Genomic DNA, 16,916 nt, shown 5'->3' on the forward strand with positions numbered 1-16,916 from the left:
GGCATGATCTGGCCATCCGTGCTTGAAGCGACCTCGATTGCTGCGGCCTTTTTAGCAGGGTAGCCGATTTTTTTCATCAAAGGTATGGTAAATGGGCCTGTGGTAACAATATTGGCAATACTTGAACCTGAAATAAGCCCGGTGGCACCGCTGGCCACAACAGCTGCCTTGGCAGCCCCTCCCTTGTATCTGCCAAGAAAAGACAGAGCCAGGTCTGTAAAAAATCGTCCTGCTCCTGCTTTATCCAACAGGGCACCTAAGAGCACAAAAAGATATACGATTGATGAAGATACACCAAGGGGAATACCATAAATACCTTCTGTGGAAAGGGTTATATTGCTTAGATATTTTGTCAGTGAAACCCCTTTGAATGCCATAAAATCAGGCATATGCGGTCCTAGAAAAGCATACCCTGTAAAAACGATGGCAATGATAGGCAAGGCAGGCCCGATGATTCTTCGGGCAGCCTCAAGGAGCAGTATAACGAGCACAACACCGAAAACCAAATCCCTTAAAAGAGGCATCCCCAGCCGCATGCCGATTCCTTCATAATCAAAGGCAAGATAGAGTGCTGCAAGAGAAGCCGTAACGGCTAAGATATAATCTATGACAGGTATATGGGTTGTGGCAGATAAAAATGATAATTTTTTCAGAGGTATTTTAATGCAGGGGCTTGTGAGGAATAGAAGTGAGATTGCAAATGCAAGGTGGATTGCCCTTTCGTAGGTGCTGTTCAGGATGAAAAAACCAGCAAGGGAAAGCTGAAACAGAGCCCATGATACGGCGATAGCAGTAATTAACCCAAGCTCAAATTTTCCCAGTGTCCTGGTTTCACCCACTTCTTTTTTCAGGATATCCTGAGCCGATAGTTTTGCTTTAAGCCCCAACATACAAATATACACTCCTTTTTTTAATTAAAAAAAAGTAATGATCAAACAAACAAGTATGTTTTTATTAAGATTCTAATTATCTACCTTACAATAGATAGATCAGTAATTTCAATAACAAATCCAACAAGTACTCAAATTTTTAGATTAATATCTGAATCAAACGTTTCATAGCCGCTGGATCAGATATAAAAACGTGGGAAACCGGCTTAAGGACTTCAACTTATAAAAATCATAGAGCACTTGCCGGGAGGGGCTGCCGAATTTCAATGGAGACAGGTAGATACATCCTTTGGGTTTTGTTTTGTTGACGCTTTCCCTGACCAGGGTCATTAATGCCGTATAGTGGGCATTAGAAAGCGTTTCATCCATGACAAAATTGCAGGAGATTTCTATATTGGAGGCTGTATTGTTTATGGCCTGTATTTTTTTAAATGCATGGGCCACTTTTTTTGGGGTCAGCGGTTTGCCAAGAAGGTCCAAGGTTGCCTGGTCATATGATTCAAGTCCGATATTAATAAAGGTTTGAAAGGGAAGGCGATTGAGCGTTTCAAAAAGGATCTTGTCTGCATTTAAAAAAGAGTCAACACTACCAAATATAAAAAGGAAACTCTTTTTCATAACCGATGATTGAAACTCAAATGCATCATAGGCATGCTGCACTGTATCCAGGATCAGTTCACAAGGAGCATTTAATGCATCATGCTCCCCTAAAAACAAGGCATTGAAATTGACAAGGTCCTTATCATACAATTGTTTGAGGTGTTTGATCTGGTTGTTAATATTATGGTTTGATCGAATAGAGAATTTTTTTTTGTTTTTCACTTTGCAAAATCGGCATTTATACAGGCACCCGTCAGAAATATTTAGGGGGATAATATTATAGTCAACATGCCGGGCATCGGGCGGCATCACTGTCACCCTTGATCCGGATATGTCAAAAAGCTTTTGGGCTTTTTTGTGCAATCCTTTAGGTGTTTGCTGTTTTATGGCCCAAATCCATCGAGAAATCGGGTCTGGTAAACCCGTGTCCGGCAATTGCGCTATAATTTGATGCCAGTTTTTGACAATAATATCTATTTCATTCTCTTTAAAGGGTTTGCCCCCGAGCAAAGAATTTGTCGGATACATCAGATTGGGCAGATAATATTCGCCCAGAGCTTCATACACGCCTGAGTATCCACCGGTGGAATAATAGATCCAGTCATTTCCCATGGTTCGCTTAAGCCATTCAGACGGATGTATCCAAGCTTTTTTTTTTGATTTTGCATGTCTGAGTTCATGATTGAGATTGAATTCAAAAATATGATTTTTGGTTTCAAGTCTTGAAAAAAGACCGTATTTTACGGGGTAACTGACCTTTATATATTCATTGTTCCCATGGCAGTTCAACTCAATTGAAAGATCCCGATTTTTAAAGATCCGGGTTTTATGATTTTTTATTTTCAAAGTATCAATAGTTTCCATTATTTTTATGCTCTGTTGTTTACAATTGAATTCATCATTTGGCAATGTTTTCTTAAAAAAAATTGCAGTGCCTGTCTCTCAAATCAGATTAAAGGCTTTAATGTAATAATAGATGTTTTTTTGATTTTGTAGTATCATGCTATTGATTCTTTCCTCTTTTTGATCCCCTTTATTTATGATCAATACCCTTGCATATCGCAACAGATGTGTGCTAATTAGGTTCGGTATGAAACAGTATCTAATAGATGGGTTGCGGCTTAAGGATTATGTAAAATTAAAAGCTTATCTGGATAAATATTTGAAATCCTCGCCCCTTGGCGGGATTTACTGGCTTGAACTGGACAGGCAATTGTTGACACCCATTCAAAAAGAGCATGAAGAGTGCCATCCCCATGTCTTTGCATTGATGCTGGAAGAAACTTACCTGTCTTGTGAATTTCTTGTAAGAATTAAAAAAAATATAAAATGCGATTGCATGGATTATGCAACAAGGGAACAACGTGACTGGCTCATTGATCAGGCAGATGCGATTCTTGAAAAACTTGACATTCGCATTTAATCATACTCTAGGAAATCCAAATGCTTAAAATTATTCCCCTTGGCGGGCTTGGCGAAATCGGTCTTAATATGATGGTGGTTGAATATGATGATGTCATATTCATTATTGATGCAGGGCTTATGTTCCCTGAAGACTATATGCTGGGTGTGGATATCGTGATCCCGGCCATGGATTATATCAGGGAAAATCGTGACAAAGTTCAGGGCATCATCATTACCCACGCCCATGAGGATCACATCGGGGCTTTGCCTTACCTGTTAAAAGAAATCAGACTTCCTGTATATGGTACGGCCTTTACCTTGAGGATTGTCAGAAATAAGCTCATTGAGTTTGATCTCAATAAATATATTGATTTAAATCTTGTCAATCCAGGGGAAACCCTTTCAATAGATCCCTTTGAAATAGAATTTATTCGCGTCTGCCACAGCACAGTTGATGGTGTCGGGCTTGCCATAAAAACCCCTGAAGGTGTGATTATTCATACCGGTGATTTCAGAATCAGTCATGATGCTGATAAGATGAAGAGCACAGATATCTCAAGTTTTGCAAAATTTGGTGAAAAAGGGGTTCTGGCACTGTTTTCGGACTCCACAAATGTTGAAGTTGAAGGCTATACAATGTCTGAGCAGAAAGTAGCAAAAAATCTTGAAAAATTGATTGCTGCCGCAACCGGCAGGGTGATTGTTGTTCTCTTTGCCTCAAATGTGTTCAGGATACAGCAGGTGGTTGATATAGCCGTCCGCAGTCATCGTAAGGTCATTTTTAATGGCCGGAGTATGGAGCAAATTGTTGCAGTGGCCACTGAACTTGGGCACATCCAGTGTCCTCCTCATACCATTCTGGATATAAAACAGATCGGTAAATTCAGGGACGATGAAGTTGTTGTTATCACTACGGGCAGCCAGGGGGAACCAATGTCGGCCCTGGTAAGGATGGCCTCGGGTATACATAAGCATATTAAGATTAAAAAGGGTGACAGTGTGATCCTGTCATCCAAAGATATCCCGGGGAATGAAAAAGCCATTGCCAACATGATCAACAAGCTGTACCGGAGAGGTGCGGACGTGGTGTATTCAAAAATTGCACAGATCCATACCTCGGGCCATGCCCATCAGGAAGAGCTGAAATTGATGCTGCGTTTGACCAAACCAGAATATTTCATTCCTATTCACGGAGAATACCGTCATCTGGTGGTCCATGCCAGACTCGCTGAAAAGCTGGGTATGCCAAGAGAAAATGTCATGGTAGCCGAAGATGGAAAGGTCATTGCCTTTGATAAGGATGGCGGCAGAATAGAGGGCCGTGTTCGTACCGGTAGAATCCTTGTGGACGGTAAAGGTATCGGTGATGTGGGAAGAAGCGTTTTAAAGGAGAGGCGGGAACTTTCCGAAGGCGGGCTGGTTGTTGTCACCATGGTCATTGATGAGGAGACAGGCGTTGTCCTTTACGGCCCTGAATTGATTTCAAAAGGGTTTGTTTTTGATTCATCTACAGGATACCTGGTTGATGATGCCCAGTGTGTTATTCTTGAAATTGTGGAAGAGATAGAGTCGGGCATTGAATCCCGGGTTGAACTGATAAGAAAAAAACTGCAAAAAGCCCTGAAACAATATTTTGCGTTTACCATAGGCCGCAGGCCCTTAATTGTACCGGTAATTATTGAAGTATGAAAAAAGAACTTTATGGCATTCTGTTTTTTTTCCTCATCGTCTTAACCGCGGTCAGCCTTTTTTCCTATCATATTTCAGATCCCTGTGCGGGGAACGAGTTTTTTACCATTCCGGATAATATTCACAACGCCTTCGGGCTTTTAGGCGCCCATGTTGCCGGTTTTTTTATTTTCCTGTTCGGGTTAGGGGCATTTTGGATTCCGGTTATCTTAGGGTTTATCAGTGTCTGGTTATTAAAGGGAAGATCGTTAAAAATAATTTGGCTGACACTGCTGGGCGGTTTGTTTTTAATGATTTGCACCGGCGGTATGCTCTTTCTTTTTAAAGACGACTATCCGGTTTTGGGTACAATTATTTCATCCGGCGGTATTATTGGCATCACGTTCACTTCATTTTTATTAAAATATACCAATATCACCGGCTGTATCATCATCCTCACGTTTTTTCTGATCATTGGTTTTATCCTTGCCACAGGGATATCCATCATTTCTATGGGGCTGTTTTTAAGGCAGAAAATTATGGATCTTTTGAAAATCATGAGAGAAGATTTTCAGGAGTTTATTGATTTTTTTAAAGAACAATACAGTAAATGGCAGGAAAAAAGAGAGCAGGCCAAAAAGCAAATTGATATCACCCCTGTATCGGTTAAGGAAGATGCCATCATTAAACTTCCTGAAAAGATTCTCCAAAGAGAAGAATTGCCGGAACCTGAAAATATTTTTGAACCGATCATAAAGGAATTGGAGGAAGACGATTCAGACTTTAAACCGGATGTGGAATTTATGGATATTCGGGAAAAAGTTGAATTTAATCTACCGCTGATTTCATTTTTAGATGAGAAACAGAAGATTGAAAAAAATATTGATACAGACCTGCTGAAAGAGAAAGCTAAAATTCTGGAAAATAAACTCAATGACTTTAACGTGTTCGGAGAGGTGGTTGAAATATTACCGGGGCCGGTGATTACAACCTTTGAATATAAACCGGCATCCGGAATCAAGATCAGTAAAATCGCCGGTTTGTCCAATGATCTGGCCCTGGCCTTGAGTGCCATAAGCATTAGAATCGTCGCACCCATTCCGGGCCGGGATGTGGTGGGGATTGAGATTCCCAACGAAGAAAGGGAAAACGTTAATTTAAGGGAGTTGGTGGCCTCAAAAGATTTTATAGAGTCTGCCTCTTTATTAACTTTGGGATTGGGAAAAGACCTTCTGGGAAGGCCCATGGTGACAAAAATGGATTCCATGCCCCATCTGTTGATCGCCGGTGCCACAGGAACAGGCAAGAGTGTGGGGTTAAACACAATGATTATCAGTCTGTTGTACAAAGGCACACCCGAGGATATTAAAATGATCATGATTGATCCCAAAAGGATTGAGCTTTCCGTGTATAATGATATTCCCCATTTAATTTCCCCTGTGGTGACCGATATGAAAAAGGCAACCAACGCCCTTTTCTGGGCGGTAAGAGAGATGGAACGCCGGTATGAACTCTTAGAACAGACAGGATTTAGAAATATTGTCCAGTATAACAATATGGTGGCAGCGAAAAACAAGGCAAAGAGTAAAGACTCATATGAATCGGATGAGGCCGACGAAGAGCAGTTGGAAAAACTTCCCTATATTGTTGTGATCGTGGATGAGCTGGCAGATCTTATGATGGTGGCCTCAAAAGATGTGGAATTTGCATTGACAAGACTTGCCCAGATGGCGAGGGCTGCCGGAATTCATTTGATCATCGCCACCCAGAGACCTTCTGTTGACGTGCTCACAGGCAGTATTAAAGCCAATTTTCCCACCCGGATTTCATTTCAGGTGTCTTCCAAGGTGGATGCCAGAACGATTTTTGACGGCGGGGGCCCTGAGAGCCTTCTGGGAAACGGTGATATGCTCTTCTGTCCACCCGGGACAGGAAAACTTGTCAGAATTCAGTGTGCCTATATTTCTGAAAAAGAGATTGCCCGGGTTACGAAATTTTTAAAAGATCAGAAAGAACCGGATTATATTGAAGAGATTACAATCGGTAATAGTGATGATGAGGGCGAAGAGTCTGATGAGTCTGACTATGATGAAAAATATGATGAGGCCGTAAGCCTGGTGACCAAGACGAGACAGGCATCTATCTCTTTTGTACAGCGTCGTCTTCGCATTGGTTATAATCGGGCGGCACGGCTGGTTGAAATGATGGAACACGAGGGGATTGTCGGTCCCCAGATCGGTTCCAAACCCCGAGAAGTACTTGTCAGAAGTTATGATGAAGATTGATTTTGATGTATGGGACAGCATCAGGGGTTTTATGGATGATGATGAAGCCAAAAGGCTTTACAGTATTGCCCTTAATGCTGCAGCAAACGGCCCCATCCTTGAAATAGGAAGTTATTGTGGCAAATCCGCCTATATTATCGGATTTGCATGCAAAGAAAAAAATTCCATCCTGTTTTCCATTGATCATCATAAGGGATCGGAGGAGCAGCAGCCCCATGAGGAATATTTTGATCCGGATCTGTTTGATCCGAAATTATCAAGAGTAAATACATTTCCTTTTTTTCAGGAAACAATTACCAGGACATTCCTTGAAAGTACGGTGGTACCCATTGTTGCAGCTTCAAACATTGCCGGTAAAATGTGGAAAACACCCATTTCAATGCTGTTTATAGATGGCGGACACTCCTTTGAGGCAGCTCGTAATGATTATCTGACCTGGGCCTGCCATATTAAATCCAATGGATTTCTGGTAATCCATGATATTTTCAAGGATCCTGAAAAAGGAGGGCAGGCCCCCTGGCAGGTCTACAAAATCGCCCTCGAATCCGGAGATTATGAAGAGCTTGAAATGACGAAAACATTAGGGGTTTTGAAAAGAAAATAAGGAATAAATTGCCATGATAGAATCTGTTCTTGAAAAAATAAAAGAATATTATCTTGAAATGCTCCCTTTTAACAAGGTTCTGGGTATTGATATTGATCTTTTGGACTATAAAACCGGTAATGCCGTCACAAGCTTTAATATGACAAAGGATTTGATTGGAAATCCAACCATTGGAATCCTTCATGGAGGTGTGACAGCCTCTGTTATTGATTTAACCGGGGGACTATCAGCGCTATTATCCTGTGCAAAATTTCATGAAGGCAAATCCCTTGATGTCATCGGAAAAAAATTAGCATCCTCTGCCACCATAGATATGCGCGTAGATTATTTACGGCCGGGTAAAGGCCACTCATTCCAATGCAAAAGCAGGATCATTCGAGCGGGTTCCAGAATTGTAGTTACCAAAATAGATCTCTATAACGAAAAAGAAATCCGGATTGCCACAGGTACCGCAACTTATCTCATTGGTTGAGGTCTTCCTTTTATTAGGAAAAATAAATAATTTTTCATGTGTAGAGGTTGAAATAATTAATTTATTTGTGTATAAATGTTGCATTTGATGCAAACGAATTAAATAATTCGAGCTATTCGAGGCAAACTATGGTAATGTTATCATGAAAAAATATTTTTCTATATCTCAAGTTGCAAAAATATGTTCTGTAAACAGATCCACTATCAATAGGTGGGTTACATCAGGAAAAATTAAATCATACAGCACCCCTGGAGGTCATAATCGTATTTTAATTGAAGACTTAAAGTTTTTTTTAGAAAAGAACCAAATGCCTATTGAAATAGATGAACTTGAGGAGAAGAAAACCAAAATCTTAATCGTTGATGATGATATTGCCCTACAAGAATATTTAAAGATAGTACTGAGTGGAGTTTTTATAGAGATAGAGCTTGCTTCAGACGGTTTTGAAGCAGGCATCAAAATCATTGAATTTAAACCGCATCTCGTCATCTTAGATTTATTTATGCCAAAAGCAGATGGGTTTCAAGTATGTAAAACTATAAAAGAAAACCCATCCACAAACAAGATCAAGGTTTTAATAATGACAGGGTATGGTACAAAGGAGAATAGGGACAAAGTTATTTCTTTGGGCGCGGATGCTTTTTTGAGCAAACCATGTTCAATGGAAGAAATAATTAACCAGGTCGAAAAGCTATTAAAATGAACGTGTTAAACGTTCTGTTTTTCACATGAAAATTTTATATTTTAACAGGAGGTATCATTATGAAAAAAATGGCTATTAGTATTATTGTCATGGCTATTATGTTCTTTAGTAATTTTTGTTTTGCAGAGGGCAACTACAAGATTGGTGTTCTGGCAAAAAACGGTCCTGTAAAAGCACTCAAAATGTGGAAAAGTACCGGGGAATATTTGTCAGCCAAAGTTGACGGCAATTTTGAAATCGTACCCCTTGATTTTGATGCCGTATTCCCTGCTATTGAAAAAGGTGATGTGGATTTCTTTCTGGTCAATTCGTCAATGTTCATAACAGCAAAGGTAAAATTTGGTGCCAAGGCCATTGCGACCATGATCAACTCCAGGCAAGGTAAACCTTTAAAATCATTTGGCGGTGTTATTTTTACCAGCGAAGAAAATGACGATATAAATTCAATGGGTGATTTGCCGGGAAAAACATTTATGGCGGTAAAGAAATCTTCCTTCGGCGGATGGCAGATGGCGTATATGGAGTTGCTCAATCAGAAGATTGATCCTTTTAAGGATTTTTCAAAACTTGACTTTGGCGGCAAACATGATAACGTTGTTCTTGCTGTTCAAAATGGTGTGGTGGAAGCAGGCACAGTCAGGACAGACACACTTGAAAGAATGGCTGCGTCAGGGCTTGTCGAACTATCGGAGTTTAAAATTATCAATTCAAAAAAATATGAAGATTTTCCATTTGTATGCAGTACGGCCCTCTACCCTGAATGGCCTATTGCTAAAATAAAAGGGACGTCTGATCAAATCGCTGAAAAAGTGGTCGCTGCATTGAAGCAATTAAAAACAACTGACAAAGCTGCAAAGGATGCAAAAATAGTAGGGTGGACAAATGCCCTGGATTATCAAGGTGTCGAAGAGTTACAAAGCAAGTTGAAAATAGGCGCCTACAAATAGAAAACACAGTGTCCCATGATAGTATGGACACTCAGTCTGACTTGGTGATTTCTTATGGTGGAATTGAAGATCCTTACAATATTCGTGAATCTCAATTTCACCATTGCCGCAGTGACATGACAAGCTGTCACAACAATGTATGAAAATTTTAATCAATGAGGGAAGTTGAACAGATAATTTATTCCTCGCCACGTTCAAATACAGGAAAAGAATGAAATGATGGAAACCAAAACTGATAAGAAAGCAATCACTCGCCAGGCGATTACAAGCCTTGGTCTAAAACTTTTGGTACCCCTCACACTGGTACTTGCCATTTCACTAATGGGTCTCTCATTGGTCATCATTAACTCCCAGAGCAATTTTTTGAATAACATGGGAACACAGATCAGTGGATTGCTTTCTGAGTCGAACAAGACTGTTGGGCAGGATTTTACAAAAATGAATGATGATGTCAGCAAGTATTTGATAGAGATGTCCAAAACAGCCTCTGACCTGCTGACTCAATCCAGTAATTCTGCTTTATCAAAAGAAAAAAATAAAATTGCCAATGAATGGATTATCACTCTGGAAGAGAGCACTCAATCTCTGGCAACTCTGCTGGTACAAGTCGCACCGTCTGCCATTCTAAACAATGATTTAACTGCACTCATATCCTATACCAAGTCAGCCGGTTCAAATGAGAATGTTGTCTATGCCATGTACTTTAAACCCGATGGTAAACCATATGTAAGATATTTTGATAAAAGCAAAAAGAAAATCAAAGACTATATCATAACAGGTGAAGGTAAAAGAAAGTACCAGAAAGTCATTTCAGCTTCCAAGAATGATCCTGCCGTTTTTATTGTTAATAAAAAAATGGAACTGGATGGAAAAGATTTGGGATATCTTTTACTTTGTATGAATAAGACAAGCGTTCATCAGAAAACGGAAGAAATGTCTTCAAACTTTGACTCTCTTATCAAAGAAAATTCAGAAAAAATAGAATCCATCCTGGAAAATGAGTCTTTAAAAGTAAAAGACAGTATGAGGAAAATTATTGCCCAAATTTCAAAAAAGAATGAAACAGCTGTCCAGAAAATTGGATCAAGCATTTTATTGTTCAGCGCACAGGTAAAGAATCAAACAAAAAATAAAATATGGCTCTTCGGTGCCCTCTGCTGTTTTCTTATTTTTATAAGCAGTTGGTTTTTGTTCAAGTTTCTTGTATTCAATCCGTTGGCACGAATCACGTCCGGATTAAAAAATATTGCAACCGGCGAAGGCGATTTAACCCAGCGGCTTGAAATTAAGACCAGGGATGAGCTGGGAGAATTGGCAACATGGTTTAACGCATTCATTGAACGGCTGAACAATATTATTGTGAATATTGGTGCAAATGCAGAAACAGTTACAGCTGCCTCCGGTGAAATGCTCTCAGTCTCCGAACAGATATCTGATGGAGCAGAAGATTTATCTGACAAGGCAAGTACAGTGGCTGCCGCATCAGAGGAAATGAGTTCAAACATGAATTCTGTGGCCGCCGCAAGTGAACAGGCATCCACCAATATCGGCATGGTTGCAGATTCGGCGTCGCAAATGCAGGCAACTCTTGGTGAAGTAGCTACAAATTGTGACCGGGCAAGAAGCATCTCAAGCGATGCAGCAACCCAGGCTGACAAAGCATCACAACGCGTCACACTTTTAGGTGCCGCCGCAAAGGAAGTTTCCAAAGTGACCGAAGTCATTACAGATATTGCAGCACAAACCAATCTTTTGGCCCTCAATGCGACCATTGAAGCGGCTAGAGCCGGTGAGGCAGGCAAAGGATTTGCCGTGGTGGCAGGAGAAATCAAAAGCCTTGCAGGGCAAACTGCCCAGGCAACTAAGGATATTAAAGAAAAAATTGTCGGAATACAAGATTCCACCGATGATACGGTTCTGGATGTAACAAAGATATCAGAAGTTATTTCTGATGTTAACGAAATCGTTACCACCATTGCTGCAGCCGTCGAAGAACAGTCTGCAAGCGCTACGGAAGTTGCACAAAACATAGAACAGGCATCAACAGGTATTGTTGATGTCAATGAAAATGTTACTCAGAGTTCCCAAGTATCTTCGGAAATTGCCAAGGATATTTCCGGGGTTAATGCAGTGGCAGAAGATATGTCGAAAAAAAGTACACAAATGAATCAAAGTGCTGTGGATTTGTCCAGTTTATCCTCAAAATTAAGGGATATGATAAGCGTTTTCAAGGTTTCAGTCACAGATGCCCAATATGATGACAGCTCGGATATATCGGAAAATGATATTCCGGATCTTATGTCCTGGGGGCCCAAATTGATTCTTGGAATTGATAAAATTGATGACCAGCATAAAGAACTGGTCTCCCTGATCAACCAGCTGCACAAAGCCATGAAATTGAAAAAGGGCAGCCAAAAAGCAGGTGAGATTCTGAAGGAACTGGCTGATTATACAAGTTACCATTTTGTTCATGAAGAAAGCTTGTTTGAAAAATATGGATACCCCGAAAAAACAGATCATATGAAAATTCATAAAGAGCTTGTGAATCAGGTAGTGGACTTCAAAATTCAATTCGATGAAGGTAATGCTGCGTTGACAATGGATCTGATGAATTTTCTGACAGACTGGCTGAAAAATCATATCATGAAAATTGATAAAGAGTATGTCGCCTTTTTAAAAGGGAAAATGTAGAATATTTAGGCGGCACAAGAGATTAGCTTTGCATGACTCCACTCAATCTGACAACTTATTTCTTTACTTTTTTAAAAATGAGATGATTTGCCCAACTATGAATTCAGGCTGTTCTTCCTGTAAAAAATGTCCTGCCTTATCCACGCAGACAAGTGTTGAATTCTTGATATTCTTATGAAGTTGTCGTGCAATTTTAAAAGGAAAAAAGAAATCATTTTTTCCCCAGAGTATCAGGGTGGGGGATTTGATTTTTTGAAGCGCCTCTTTGGGTTCAACCATTTGGTAAGGCGGCATTTTAATGGTTCTTGAAAATGCCTTTTTCCCTTTTTTTGAGTTGATCCAGGGAGTTCTGAAAATATCAATCACTTCAGGAGTAATAAAATTTTTTTCGACTACCGGTCCCTGCAAAGCAGGTCAACAATGGCCTTTTCAATACTTTCCCAGATGATAAGATTTTGACTTAAAGCAGGTTCTGTTAAAAGCTGAAGCCCCATACCGTCAATCATCCCGGTGATGATGGCGGCAAGTGCTTCCACGGGGAGACCCGGATTGATAATTTTTTGTTCTTTTGCTTTTTCAAAACAGGTTTCAAGAGCCTTTCTGAATTTTCCATAAAGTATTGTCAGTTCGCGGTTTACAATCCGGCTATGTCTTGCAACGGCAAATCCTTCAAAAAAAAGGCTGAAAAAATCAGGATCATTTTAATATGTCAATTGTTTTTTAATTCTCTGAAGATTTTTTCATTTTTTGTAAAGATTTTTTGAATTCTTCACAGGGGTCTGCATAGGAGACTCTCTGGGTAAACCAAAGGTAGTCTGCCGGGGGAACCTTTTCAAACCCCTCCAGCTCCAAAGGCAGAATATAGTCTGGTAACTCAGATGGTTTTACACTGATTTCCCTTAAGGCGATGTTGACCTGCTTAATGGTCTTGTCGATTGCGGCAACCCTGTTAATTACACCCAGGCCGTACTCGGTATGGCCGCCGCCGATAATGATGACTATGGGTCCTTTGCCATGTTTATACAGTCGGGTGATGGAGTGTGCCATTTTGTCATTTCTTGCCACCCAGGTATCATACAGTCTTGACTGCATTTTTTCATGACCCATACCGCAGTGAACCGATTTAAAGATGGAAAACATGTAATCTTTGTATGCCTCATCAGACAATTGGGTTGAGAAGAGCTGGTCTTTTTCAATGGGGGTGATACCATTGATTCCTTTTCGTGTAATTCTTTTTTTCAATGTGCCGGGAAGATCAATCCCTGCCACCTGGAGCTTTTCTTTTTTTGCAATGCTTAAAAGATCAAAATAGTAACGCCACATTTTGTCTGACTGGGTATCCCATCCCAGTTTTTTTCTCAGGTCGGCCTCAATAATTTTTTCTATTTTTTTTGAATGACTTACTTTTCCGGAATCAACAAAATTGAGCAGGTCTGGTGTATTATCCATGGAAAAAAATTCAAATCCAATGAAGGGGTTTAAACCGGTTTCAATCAAACGGCGAATGACTCTCTGCTGGATATGATGCTGCTCGGGATTATCATGTTTTTCAGAAAGATAGATCACATCATAGGTGCTGATATCCTTGATCAGGGATTCAAAATCTATAGGTCGGCTTGATTGTGTGTTAATTATTTTTCCGATAAGAGGATCGTTTCTCATCATTGATTTTTTCGTTGTGGCACAGGATTGAATGATGGATATGGCAAAAAAAATCAGGAAAAGAAAAAACAGTCGATTCATTGTGGGTCTCCATGTCTCATGTGAGGTGGTTAGACCCCGATTGTCGTACAATCAAAAGCACATGATTTTGTTGTTTACGTGTGACCTAAAGGTTATCAGCCCCATAATTCTAATGCAAGTGCATATTACCCTTTTGCATATTACCCTTTGAAATTTTTTTCTATTTGTAATTGACAATTTTTTATTCATGTTTTATTCTTGACTATATAGTTAGTCAAATGGACAGGAGATATGACCATGAAAATTGCAGTAAGTGAATTTAAAGCCAAATGTTCCCAAATATTTCGTTCCATTGAAGAACTAAATGAAATTATCCAGGTCACCAGACGTGGCAAAATCATAGCGGTTGTTCAGCCGCCTTTTACTGAAAAAGCCGACCCGGGAGAATTTCTTAATTGTTTACAGGGAACTATTTCATATTCAGACAAATGGGATGAACCTCTAGGTGAGGAGGATTGGGACGTTTGCAGCGAAAATACCTGATTGATACAAATATCTGGTTGTGGATGGTTGAAGATTTTCATTCTCTTCCAAAAAAAATTAAGCCTGTTGTTTCAGATAAACAAAATTATCCTTTTTATTTATCGGCTATAAGTATTTGGGATGTTGCCAAAAAGGTTTCTTTAGGAAAATTAATTTTATCAATTCCTATTCGGGACTGGCTTAAAAAGGCGACCCGTTCACCATTCATTGAAATCATACCGCTTTGTGTTGATGTCTCATTAGAATCAACTATTCTCCCTGGAAAATTTCACAAAGACCCGGCTGATCAGATCATTGTTGCATCTGCACGCCATCACAATATGCTGTTGTTGACAGCAGATGAAAAAATTAATGATTATCCACATGTAAATACGATTTGAACATTAAGTACTTTTCAGGAAAAGATTAATCAAAAAATTGAATCTTTTTTAAAATAGAGAACCAGGCTTTTCCCGAGGAGGGGGTTGAGCAGTTTATCAATAAATGCAGTGAATTTCGGTTTTTTCATAAGATCCCAAACCAGCAGCCTGTGATAAAGGTTTACCAGTTTTGAATCTGTCCTGTTGGGTCCGACAAGGCATTTGAGCCACCAGAACGGGCTGTGGATACTGTGGGCATAATGAGAGAAAAAATACCTTACACCAAAGGATTCAATGACCTTGATCAAGGAAGCTTTTTTATAAATTCTTACATGTCCCATGTTGGCATTAAAATATTCATCGGATAAAAGCCAGCAGATTTTTTCCGGCCAAAATCTTGGAACACTGACAGCAAGAATTTTTCCAGGCTTTAAAATTCTGACAAGCTCGGACAGGGCTCTTTTATCATCCGGGATATGTTCCAGGACTTCCGAACAGATGACAATATCAAAACTGCTGTTTTTAAACGGCAGGTTTGTAACATCCATACAGGAAAGATCAATACTTTTGCAGCAAAGATCATTGAGACCCTGGTGAAACCTTATTTTTTTTTGTGTTTCAATAAGATTTTTAAAACCGAAATCCCCTCCAACGCACAGGGTTTTTTTTTGCCGGCAGGCCTTGATGGTATGCCGGCCTTCACCGCATCCGATATCAAGGATTCTGTCATTGGGATGAATATCAAGTTGATTAAAATCAATGGTAATCATTGATAATCTCTTTATAAGCTTCAACGGTTTTTATGGCGGTTTTTTCCCAGGTAAATTCTTTTAATACCCGCTGGTATCCTTTCTGGGCAAGCGCTTCACACTGGGAAGGATCGTCCAGCAGTTCTAAAATAGCCTTTTCCAATGCTTTTGCATTGGCCGGTGGTACAAGCTTTGCCGCATCTCCGGCAACTTCCGGCAAGGCTCCTCCTGTGGTGCAGATCACCGGAATTCGACAGGCCATGGCTTCTCCCACCGGAAGTCCGAAGCCTTCATATAAAGACGGTACAACCGCAATGCCGGCCTTGGCATATTCTCTGACAAATTGTTCATGGCCGATTCGGCCGGTAAATGTGATGTGTTGTCCAAGCTCAAGTTTTTTAACCAGGTTTTCAATGCCCCCGTTTTTTTTGGGACTGCCGATGACCACCAGTTTGACCGGTCGTGTTTTCAATATGCCTTTTATTGCAAAAAGAAGATGATACAGTCCTTTTAAGGGAGTGTCCGCACTAGTGGTGACAATGATGCGGTTGGGCTGTTTTTTGACAGTGTCCAAAGGATGAAAATTATCCGTATCAATGCCAATGGGAATGGTTTTAAATTTTGATTCAGGAATATTGAATTCTCTTGCAATATCCTTTTTGGAATTTTCTGAAACCGTGATAATACAGGGCAGTTTTTTTGCCACTCTTTTCTGCATACTGATAAACGAATACCATCGAAGAGCCTTGACCTTTTTCAGAAAAGATTTTGTACTTTGAACCGCAAGCCTTCGGTCCACTGTCATGGGATGATGAATGGTTGCAGTAACCGGCATTCTTTTTGCCAGGGACAAAATACCGTAAGACAGGCACTGGTTGTCGTGGATAATATCATACTGTTTTTTTGTATCTTTGATGTGTTTTTTTACCCGCATTCCAAAAGTCAGGGGTTCAGGGTAGCCCATTAAGGAGATATCCAGCCATTCAATCAGGTTGATGGGGTCCTTGAGCTCCTCCAGACGTGGAGTTCTGAAAAGATCTTCAGGATTATAAAGATCCAGGGTCTTGAGCATGGTGAGCGTGACAGTGTTATTTGTCTTGTTGTTTAACCTGTTGTTTAACTGGTTATTTAATAGGGGATCAGGCGGGCCTGCAATGACTTCTACATCATGCCCAAGGTCACAAAGGGCATGGCTCAAGTGCCGGATATAGACACCCTGACCGCCGCAGTGGGGATTGCTCCGATAACTGATAAGGCCTATTTTAAGTGATGAATTCATGAGTGTATTTGGTGCGCCCGGCTGGAATCGAACCAGCGA

At 40.2% G+C, this 16,916-nt stretch carries 16 protein-coding genes and 1 pseudogene; 10 read left to right on the forward strand and 7 right to left on the reverse strand.

Going from position 1 to position 16,916, the window contains the following annotated elements; genetic code table 11:
* Both K8S13_RS02295 and K8S13_RS02300 read right to left on the reverse strand, forming a co-directional pair.
* Nucleotides 1-890: TRAP transporter large permease subunit (locus K8S13_RS02295; protein ID WP_291460106.1), on the reverse strand; the 890-nt coding region annotated here is incomplete at its 3' end.
* Nucleotides 891-1,055: 165 nt separating this feature from the next.
* Entirely contained in the window at nucleotides 1,056-2,354 is a 1,299-nt protein-coding gene (locus K8S13_RS02300; RefSeq protein WP_291460108.1) for a radical SAM protein, read from the reverse strand.
* A 226-nt stretch (nucleotides 2,355-2,580) separates the two neighbouring features.
* Here K8S13_RS02300 and K8S13_RS02305 point away from each other — a divergent pair, with 226 nt between their 5' ends.
* From K8S13_RS02305 to K8S13_RS02340, 8 genes are all read left to right on the forward strand, one after another.
* Nucleotides 2,581-2,913 carry a hypothetical protein gene (locus K8S13_RS02305; protein WP_291460109.1) on the forward strand — a complete coding sequence of 111 codons (333 nt, stop codon included), beginning with the start codon at nucleotides 2,581-2,583 and terminating at the stop codon, nucleotides 2,911-2,913.
* A gap of 20 nt (nucleotides 2,914-2,933) precedes the next feature.
* Complete coding sequence (locus K8S13_RS02310; protein ID WP_291460110.1) at nucleotides 2,934-4,583, forward strand: ribonuclease J; 1,650 nt, start codon at nucleotides 2,934-2,936, stop codon at nucleotides 4,581-4,583.
* The gene (locus K8S13_RS02315; RefSeq protein WP_291460111.1) at nucleotides 4,580-6,847 is read left to right on the forward strand and encodes a DNA translocase FtsK; all 2,268 of its coding nucleotides are present in this window, start codon (nucleotides 4,580-4,582) and stop codon (nucleotides 6,845-6,847) included. The genes K8S13_RS02310 and K8S13_RS02315 overlap by 4 nt, the downstream gene beginning before the upstream one ends.
* Nucleotides 6,834-7,451 (forward strand): class I SAM-dependent methyltransferase, encoded by a 618-nt coding sequence (locus K8S13_RS02320; protein ID WP_367172511.1) that lies wholly within the window; start codon nucleotides 6,834-6,836, stop codon nucleotides 7,449-7,451. The genes K8S13_RS02315 and K8S13_RS02320 overlap by 14 nt, the downstream gene beginning before the upstream one ends.
* Nucleotides 7,452-7,464: 13 nt before the next feature.
* Nucleotides 7,465-7,923 carry a thioesterase family protein gene (locus tag K8S13_RS02325; protein ID WP_291460112.1) on the forward strand — a complete coding sequence of 153 codons (459 nt, stop codon included), beginning with the start codon at nucleotides 7,465-7,467 and terminating at the stop codon, nucleotides 7,921-7,923.
* Between the two features lie 142 nt (nucleotides 7,924-8,065).
* Nucleotides 8,066-8,626 carry a response regulator gene (locus K8S13_RS02330; protein ID WP_291460114.1) on the forward strand — a complete coding sequence of 187 codons (561 nt, stop codon included), beginning with the start codon at nucleotides 8,066-8,068 and terminating at the stop codon, nucleotides 8,624-8,626.
* A gap of 59 nt (nucleotides 8,627-8,685) precedes the next feature.
* Nucleotides 8,686-9,573, forward strand: coding sequence for a phosphate/phosphite/phosphonate ABC transporter substrate-binding protein (locus K8S13_RS02335; protein WP_291460116.1), 888 nt, complete (start codon nucleotides 8,686-8,688; stop codon nucleotides 9,571-9,573).
* Between the two features lie 216 nt (nucleotides 9,574-9,789).
* Complete coding sequence (locus tag K8S13_RS02340; protein WP_291460118.1) at nucleotides 9,790-12,264, forward strand: bacteriohemerythrin; 2,475 nt, start codon at nucleotides 9,790-9,792, stop codon at nucleotides 12,262-12,264.
* A 63-nt stretch (nucleotides 12,265-12,327) separates the two neighbouring features.
* Here the strand turns inward: K8S13_RS02340 and K8S13_RS02345 are convergent, their stop codons facing one another.
* From K8S13_RS02345 to K8S13_RS02355, 3 genes and pseudogenes are all read right to left on the reverse strand, one after another.
* Nucleotides 12,328-12,672, reverse strand: a complete 345-nt coding sequence (locus tag K8S13_RS02345) for an alpha/beta hydrolase (RefSeq protein ID WP_291460120.1) — start codon at nucleotides 12,670-12,672, stop codon at nucleotides 12,328-12,330.
* A pseudogene (locus tag K8S13_RS02350) lies at nucleotides 12,657-12,950 on the reverse strand (hypothetical protein); the annotation flags it as partial. The pseudogene K8S13_RS02350 and the gene K8S13_RS02345, both read right to left, overlap by 16 nt.
* Before the next feature lie 34 nt (nucleotides 12,951-12,984).
* The gene (locus tag K8S13_RS02355; RefSeq protein WP_291460123.1) at nucleotides 12,985-14,007 is read right to left on the reverse strand and encodes a ChaN family lipoprotein; all 1,023 of its coding nucleotides are present in this window, start codon (nucleotides 14,005-14,007) and stop codon (nucleotides 12,985-12,987) included.
* A gap of 237 nt (nucleotides 14,008-14,244) precedes the next feature.
* On the opposite strand from K8S13_RS02355, the gene K8S13_RS02360 reads away from it, so the two are divergent.
* Together K8S13_RS02360 and K8S13_RS02365 are read left to right on the forward strand one after the other, a co-directional pair.
* On the forward strand, nucleotides 14,245-14,490 hold the full coding sequence (locus K8S13_RS02360) for a hypothetical protein (RefSeq protein WP_291460125.1): 246 nt from the start codon (nucleotides 14,245-14,247) through the stop codon (nucleotides 14,488-14,490).
* The gene (locus tag K8S13_RS02365) at nucleotides 14,472-14,870 is read left to right on the forward strand and encodes a type II toxin-antitoxin system VapC family toxin (protein ID WP_291460126.1); all 399 of its coding nucleotides are present in this window, start codon (nucleotides 14,472-14,474) and stop codon (nucleotides 14,868-14,870) included. Before K8S13_RS02360 ends, K8S13_RS02365 begins: the two co-directional genes overlap by 19 nt.
* A gap of 29 nt (nucleotides 14,871-14,899) precedes the next feature.
* Here the strand turns inward: K8S13_RS02365 and K8S13_RS02370 are convergent, their stop codons facing one another.
* Nucleotides 14,900-15,619, reverse strand: coding sequence for a class I SAM-dependent methyltransferase (locus K8S13_RS02370; protein ID WP_291460128.1), 720 nt, complete (start codon nucleotides 15,617-15,619; stop codon nucleotides 14,900-14,902).
* Entirely contained in the window at nucleotides 15,606-16,877 is a 1,272-nt protein-coding gene (locus K8S13_RS02375) for a glycosyltransferase family 4 protein (RefSeq protein ID WP_291460131.1), read from the reverse strand. The genes K8S13_RS02370 and K8S13_RS02375 overlap by 14 nt, the downstream gene beginning before the upstream one ends.
* Nucleotides 16,878-16,916 lie beyond the last annotated feature (39 nt).

This window comes from Desulfobacula sp. (assembly GCF_021107415.1).